This is a genomic window from Shigella sp. FC1544 (assembly GCF_001722145.1).
Classification (GTDB): Bacteria; Pseudomonadota; Gammaproteobacteria; order Enterobacterales; family Enterobacteriaceae; genus Escherichia; species Escherichia coli.
Genome location: NZ_MECT01000094.1, coordinates 1 through 7,322 on the forward strand (window position 1 = coordinate 1; position 7,322 = coordinate 7,322).

5 protein-coding genes and 3 pseudogenes are annotated in these 7,322 nt (G+C 52.7%); 4 read left to right on the forward strand and 4 right to left on the reverse strand.

What is annotated here, in order from left to right; translation table 11 throughout:
- Positions 1 to 300, forward strand: a pseudogene (locus tag BGK49_RS06695) (IS1-like element IS1X2 family transposase); the annotation flags it as partial.
- A 217-nt stretch (positions 301 to 517) separates the two neighbouring features.
- On the forward strand, positions 518 to 1,258 hold the full coding sequence (gene dpaA, locus BGK49_RS06700; protein ID WP_001225679.1) for a peptidoglycan meso-diaminopimelic acid protein amidase: 741 nt from the start codon (positions 518 to 520) through the stop codon (positions 1,256 to 1,258).
- Here the strand turns inward: dpaA and BGK49_RS06705 are convergent.
- On the reverse strand, positions 1,229 to 1,996 hold the full coding sequence (locus BGK49_RS06705) for a class II glutamine amidotransferase (RefSeq protein ID WP_000333380.1): 768 nt from the start codon (positions 1,994 to 1,996) through the stop codon (positions 1,229 to 1,231). The two genes, dpaA and BGK49_RS06705, sit on opposite strands and share 30 nt — an antisense overlap.
- Positions 1,997 to 2,201: 205 nt before the next feature.
- Entirely contained in the window at positions 2,202 to 2,780 is a 579-nt protein-coding gene (lpcA, locus tag BGK49_RS06710) for a D-sedoheptulose 7-phosphate isomerase (RefSeq protein ID WP_000284050.1), read from the reverse strand.
- Positions 2,781 to 3,019: 239 nt separating this feature from the next.
- Between lpcA and fadE the strand changes: the two genes are divergently transcribed.
- Positions 3,020 to 5,464, forward strand: coding sequence for an acyl-CoA dehydrogenase FadE (gene fadE / locus BGK49_RS06715; protein WP_000973134.1), 2,445 nt, complete (start codon positions 3,020 to 3,022; stop codon positions 5,462 to 5,464).
- A 42-nt stretch (positions 5,465 to 5,506) separates the two neighbouring features.
- Here fadE and ivy read toward each other — a convergent pair whose 3' ends face one another.
- The gene (gene ivy / locus BGK49_RS06720) at positions 5,507 to 5,953 is read right to left on the reverse strand and encodes an Ivy family C-type lysozyme inhibitor (protein WP_001308392.1); all 447 of its coding nucleotides are present in this window, start codon (positions 5,951 to 5,953) and stop codon (positions 5,507 to 5,509) included.
- A 180-nt stretch (positions 5,954 to 6,133) separates the two neighbouring features.
- Here ivy and yafV point away from each other — a divergent pair.
- Positions 6,134 to 6,903: pseudogene (gene yafV / locus BGK49_RS06725) on the forward strand (2-oxoglutaramate amidase).
- A 119-nt stretch (positions 6,904 to 7,022) separates the two neighbouring features.
- Here the strand turns inward: yafV and BGK49_RS06730 are convergent.
- Positions 7,023 to 7,322: pseudogene (locus BGK49_RS06730) on the reverse strand (IS1-like element IS1X2 family transposase); the annotation flags it as partial.

The window sequence follows — 7,322 nt, forward strand, 5'->3', positions numbered from 1 at the left end:
ACGGTTGTGGCGCACGTCTTCGGTGAACGCACTCTGGCCACACTGGAGCGTCTTCTGAGCCTGCTGTCGGCCTTTGAGGTCGTGGTATGGATGACGGATGGCTGGCCGCTGTATGAATCACGCCTGAAGGGAAAGCTGCACGTTATCAGCAAGCGTTACACTCAGCGCATTGAGCGACATAATCTGAATCTGAGACAACATCTGGCAAGGCTGGGACGGAAGTCACTGTCGTTCTCAAAATCGGTGGAGCTGCATGACAAGGTCATCGGGCATTATCTGAACATAAAACACTATCAGTAAGTTGGAGTCATTACCCATAATCTTAGGAAATAAATGATACATGCGCTTTTCGGACTATTGAAAACTGCCCCTGTGCTAAATTTGTAAACCCTGCGCCGACAGGCTTGCGTAAAACTCTTTTGGTGATAATGTGAGCCTTCCAAATCCAGACTATTCCGATTTGAGATCCATTTTGCCGTCCTGGCGTGTGTAACCGTTTTATCAAGGAATAAGCAGTATGCGTAAAATCGCATTAATTCTTGCGATGTTGTTGATCCCGTGTGTTTCGTTTGCCGGTTTGCTGGGCAGCAGTAGCTCGACCACGCCAGTGAGCAAAGAGTATAAGCAGCAGTTGATGGGATCCCCTGTCTACATCCAGATCTTCAAGGAAGAACGTACGCTCGATCTCTACGTCAAAATGGGCGAGCAATATCAGCTGCTCGACAGTTATAAAATCTGTAAATATTCCGGCGGCTTAGGGCCAAAACAGCGTCAGGGCGATTTCAAAAGCCCGGAAGGGTTTTATAGCGTCCAGCGTAATCAGTTAAAACCAGACAGCCGTTACTACAAAGCGATTAATATTGGTTTCCCCAATGCCTATGACCGTGCGCATGGTTATGAAGGGAAATACCTGATGATCCACGGCGATTGTGTTTCCATCGGCTGCTACGCAATGACCAATCAGGGTATTGATGAGATCTTCCAGTTCGTTACTGGTGCGCTGGTGTTTGGTCAGCCGAGCGTGCAAGTGAGTATTTACCCGTTCCGCATGACCGACGCCAATATGAAGCGCCATAAATATTCCAACTTTAAGGACTTCTGGGAGCAACTGAAGCCGGGTTACGACTACTTTGAGCAAACCCGTAAGCCACCGACCGTTTCTGTGGTCAATGGTCGTTACGTGGTCAGCAAGCCGTTAAGCCACGAAGTTGTGCAGCCACAACTGGCATCAAACTACACGCTCCCCGAGGCAAAATAAGCGCCATTCGCCTGGCATAATCTTTTGCCAGGTTTCATTGCCCGTCAGCGGCTGTGTCGCAATCACCGTGACCACATCATTCGGTGTGGTCTGCGAGCTGAAGTCGATTTCTACATCCTGATCCAGCAGCGTTGCCACGCCAAACGGTGCGCGGCGGGTGATCCAGTGCAGATTCGTCGAGCAATACGCCATTACATAGCGCCCATCCGAAAGCAGCATGTTGAAAACGCCCTTCTGCCGCAGTTCGTCCGCCAGTGAAGCGATATATTTAAACACTGCTGCCATGTTGCCCGGCGTGCGCGGGTAACGCTGCGTTAATTTATGCAGCAGCCAGCAGAAGGCTTTTTCGCTGTCGGTTTCGCCTACCGGGCGGAAGTTGCCGGTTTCCAGTGATTTGTAGCCCGTCAGTTGTCCGTTATGGGCATAAGTCCAGTTACGCCCCCATAACTCGCGGGTAAATGGGTGAGTATTTTCCAACGCCACCTCGCCCCGATTAGCCTGGCGAATATGAGCCACCACCGAACAGGATTTTATCGGGTAGTCCTGGACAAGTTTGGCGATGGGGGAATTAAAGCTGGGTTGTGGATCTTTAAATGTGCGACAGCCTTTACCTTCGTAAAAGGTAATGCCCCAGCCATCTTTATGTGGCCCGGTTCCACCACCACGCTGTACAAGTCCGGTGAAACTAAAGCAGATATCGGTAGGGACGTTGGCGCTCATCCCGAGCAATTCGCACATGGGTAACCTCCACAACAGCGGGAGCGCATGGCCCCCGGCGAAGATTGATTTAAGAATTTTCAGGTCGGATGCGGCGTAAACGAATTATTCGGCCTACGGTTCGCGTACAGATTTGTAGGCATGATAAGACGCGTCAGCATCGCATCAGGCATCAGCGCACAAGTGCCGGATGCGGCGTAAACGCCTTATCCGGCCTACGCCAGACTTACTTAACCATCTCTTTTTCAATTAACTGGATCAGGATATGGATCACTTTAATGTGAATCTCCTGAATGCGGTCGGCATAACCAAAGTGCGGTACGCGAATTTCGATATCCGCCGTGCCAGCCATTTTGCCGCCGTCTTTACCGGTCAGGGTGATCACTTTCATCCCCTTCTCACGCGCCGCTGCGATCGCTTTGATCACGTTTGCAGAGTTACCGGAGGTGGAGATCCCCAGCAGTACATCGCCTTCGCGACCTACCGCTTCAACGTAGCGGGAGAAAATATCATTGAAACCGAAATCATTACCGACGCAGGAAATATGACTAACGTCAGAAATAGCAATCGCCGGGTAGCCCGGACGGTTTTCACGGTAGCGACCGGTCAACTCTTCGGCAAAGTGCATAGCGTCGCAATGGGAACCGCCGTTGCCGCAGGAAAGCACTTTGCCACCGGCTTTAAAGCTGTCTGCTAACAGGACCGCCGCGCGCTGAATGGCGTGAATATTGGCGTCATCTTTTAAAAAGTTAGCCAGCGTTTCCGCCGCTTCGTTCAGTTCGTTACGAATAAGATCCTGGTACATGAGGATATCCTTCAGCATAAATGTAATAGACAAAATGCAGTGTACCGGATACCGCCAAAAGCGAGAAGTACGGGCAGGTGCTATGACCAGGACTTTTTGACCTGAAGTGCGGATAAAAACAGCAACAATGTGAGCTTTGTTGTAATTATATTGTAAACACATTGCTAAATGTATTTACATCCACTACAACCATATCATCACAAGTGGTCAGACCTCCTACAAGTAAGGGGCTTTTCGTTATGATGATTTTGAGTATTCTCGCTACGGTTGTCCTGCTCGGCGCGTTGTTCTATCTCCGCGTGAGCTTATTTATCAGCAGTCTGATTTTGCTCGCCTGGACAGCCGCCCTCGGCGTTGCTGGTCTGTGGTCGGCGTGGGTACTGGTGCCTCTGGCCATTATCCTCGTGCCATTTAACTTTGCGCCTATGCGTAAGTCGATGATTTCCGCGCCGGTATTTCGAGGTTTCCGTAAGGTGATGCCGCCGATGTCGCGCACTGAGAAAGAAGCGATTGATGCGGGCACCACCTGGTGGGAGGGCGACTTGTTCCAGGGCAAGCCGGACTGGAAAAAGCTGCATAACTATCCGCAGCCGCGCCTGACCGCCGAAGAGCAAGCGTTTCTCGACGGCCCGGTAGAAGAAGCCTGCCGGATGGCGAATGATTTCCAGATTACTCATGAGCTGGCGGATCTGCCGCCGGAGTTGTGGGCGTACCTTAAAGAGCATCGCTTCTTCGCGATGATTATCAAAAAAGAGTACGGCGGACTGGAGTTCTCAGCTTATGCCCAGTCTCGCGTGCTGCAAAAACTCTCCGGCGTAAGCGGGATCCTGGCGATTACCGTCGGCGTGCCGAACTCATTAGGCCCGGGCGAGCTGCTGCAACATTACGGCACTGACGAGCAGAAAGATCACTATCTGCCGCGTCTGGCGCGTGGTCAGGAGATCCCTTGCTTTGCACTGACAAGCCCGGAAGCGGGTTCCGATGCGGGCGCGATTCCGGACACCGGGATTGTCTGCATGGGCGAATGGCAGGGCCAGCAGGTGCTGGGGATGCGTCTGACCTGGAACAAACGCTATATTACGCTGGCACCGATTGCGACTGTGCTTGGGCTGGCGTTTAAACTCTCCGACCCGGAAAAGCTGCTGGGTGGCGCAGAAGATTTAGGTATTACCTGTGCGCTGATCCCGACCACCACGCCGGGCGTGGAAATTGGTCGTCGCCACTTCCCGCTGAACGTACCGTTCCAGAACGGACCGACGCGCGGTAAAGATGTCTTCGTACCGATCGATTACATCATCGGTGGGCCGAAAATGGCCGGGCAAGGCTGGCGGATGCTGGTGGAGTGCCTCTCGGTAGGCCGCGGCATCACCCTGCCTTCCAACTCAACCGGCGGCGTGAAATCGGTAGCGCTGGCAACGGGCGCGTATGCTCACATTCGCCGTCAGTTCAAAATCTCTATCGGTAAGATGGAAGGGATTGAAGAGCCGCTGGCGCGTATTGCCGGTAATGCCTACGTGATGGATGCTGCGGCATCGCTGATTACCTACGGCATTATGCTCGGCGAAAAACCTGCCGTGCTGTCGGCTATCGTTAAGTATCACTGTACCCACCGCGGGCAGCAGTCGATTATTGATGCGATGGATATCACTGGTGGCAAAGGCATTATGCTCGGGCAAAGCAACTTCCTGGCGCGTGCTTACCAGGGCGCACCGATTGCCATCACCGTTGAAGGGGCTAACATTCTGACCCGCAGCATGATGATCTTCGGACAAGGAGCGATTCGTTGCCATCCGTACGTGCTGGAAGAGATGGAAGCGGCGAAGAACAATGACGTCAACGCGTTCGATAAACTGTTGTTCAAACATATCGGTCACGTCGGTAGCAACAAAGTTCGCAGCTTCTGGCTGGGCCTGACGCGCGGTTTAACCAGCAGCACGCCAACCGGCGATGCCACTAAACGCTACTATCAGCACCTGAACCGCCTGAGCGCCAACCTCGCCCTGCTTTCTGATGTCTCGATGGCAGTGCTGGGCGGCAGCCTGAAACGTCGCGAGCGCATCTCGGCCCGTCTGGGGGATATTTTAAGCCAGCTCTACCTCGCCTCTGCCGTGCTGAAGCGTTATGACGACGAAGGCCGTAATGAAGCCGACCTGCCGCTGGTGCACTGGGGCGTACAAGATGCGCTGTATCAGGCTGAACAGGCGATGGATGATTTACTGCAAAACTTCCCGAACCGCGTGGTTGCCGGGCTGCTGAATGTGGTGATCTTCCCGACCGGACGTCATTATCTGGCACCTTCTGACAAGCTGGATCATAAAGTGGCGAAGATTTTACAAGTGCCGAACGCCACCCGTTCCCGCATTGGTCGCGGTCAGTACCTGACGCCGAGCGAGCATAATCCGGTTGGCTTGCTGGAAGAGGCGCTGGTGGATGTGATTGCCGCCGACCCAATTCATCAGCGGATCTGTAAAGAGCTGGGTAAAAACCTGCCGTTTACCCGTCTGGATGAACTGGCGCACAACGCGCTGGCGAAGGGGCTGATTGATAAAGATGAAGCCGCTATTCTGGTGAAAGCTGAAGAAAGCCGTCTGCGCAGTATTAACGTTGATGACTTTGATCCGGAAGAGCTGGCGACGAAGCCGGTAAAGTTGCCGGAGAAAGTGCGGAAAGTTGAAGCCGCGTAATTGAATAACGGAGCCGAAAGGCTCCGTTTCTTTATCCGCTAATTATTTAAAATTAAAGCCATCCGGATGGTTTTCCAGGCTGCCGGTCAACGCCGCGAACAGCACCGTTTTACCATCAATCGAAAGCGCATCGTTCACATTCAGCCAGGTGAGTTTCTCTTGCGACGTTTTCTCATCAATAGTCGAGAACAGCCCCGTCATCTGATTAGATTTCTCGGACCACATCACAGCGATACGTTGCGAGCCACAGTCATGCGGTTTGCACGCGCTCATCACCTGATACGTCTCATCTCCCAACGTTACGGTTTGTGCGGGAGTATAAGTACCGCCTTTCATCACCCAGGCAGGCAGCTTATGCCCTTGTACCATCTGATTAAATGCAGCTTTGGTGGTTTCGCCCTTTGCAAGGCTGCTAATGGTTAAATCATCCTGCGCCATTGCACTGGTGGCGATGACCAGAGCGGCGACTGTCGTTATTGCCTTAAACATCATTCCTCCCGAGCTTATCCTGCCCATGTTATTAACCTTCTAAAGCCTGGCGATAACACGATAATTTGCAAATCAGATATTTCCAATATCAGCATTTGTTATCAATTTATTCTGCGCTAAGGCAACTGCCTGATAAGGTGTTAAAGTTATAAAACCCTTCGCATAAAGGAGTTGTACACCGTGCCTGGTTTGAAGATTACGCTTTTGCAGCAACCACTGGTGTGGATGGATGGCCCTGCCAACCTGCGTCATTTTGATCGTCAACTGGAAGGTATTACCGGGCGCGATGTGATCGTTCTACCGGAGATGTTTACCAGCGGCTTTGCCATGGAAGCGGCAGCTTCGTCGCTAGCACAAGATGACGTAGTGAACTGGATGACAGCTAAGGCGCAGCAGTGCAATGCGCTGATTGCAGGCAGTGTTGCATTACAAACGGAGTCTGGTTCGGTTAACCGCTTTTTGCTGGTTGAGCCGGGCGGCACGGTACATTTTTATGATAAGCGTCATCTGTTCCGCATGGCAGATGAGCATCTACATTATAAAGCGGGCAATGCGCGAGTGATTGTGGAATGGCGCGGCTGGCGTATTTTGCCGTTGGTGTGCTACGACTTACGTTTTCCGGTGTGGTCGCGCAATCTCAACGATTATGACCTCGCCATCTACGTTGCCAACTGGCCTGCTCCGCGCTCTCTGCACTGGCAGGCATTGCTGACGGCCCGCGCGATTGAGAATCAGGCGTATGTGGCGGGATGCAATCGCGTCGGCAGCGATGGCAACGGCTGCCATTATCGCGGTGACAGCCGGGTGATTAATCCACAAGGCGAGATTATCGCTACTGCCGACGCGCATCAGCAACGCGCATTGATGCGGAGCTGTCGATGATGGCATTGCGGGAATATAGAGAAAAGTTTCCGGCATGGCAGGATGCGGATGAGTTTAGGTTGCGGTGAGTGGGGGTTGTGTTTAAGGCTGGGGGAGAGTCGGGGTAAGACTACGAAAGCCCGCTCTCCGCAAGGACTGACGCCAGATAGTTTCTGTCCATAGCTGCTTTTCGGGTAATGACTCCAACTTACTGATAGTGTTTTATGTTCAGATAATGCCCGATGACCTTGTCATGCAGCTCCACCGATTTTGAGAACGACAGTGACTTCCGTCCCAGCCTTGCCAGATGTTGTCTCAGATTCAGATTATGTCGCTCAATGCGCTGAGTGTAACGCTTGCTGATAACGTGCAGCTTTCCCTTCAGGCGTGATTCATACAGCGGCCAGCCATCCGTCATCCATACCACGACCTCAAAGGCCGACAGCAGGCTCAGAAGACGCTCCAGTGTGGCCAGAGTGCGTTCACCGAAGACGTGCGCCACAACCGT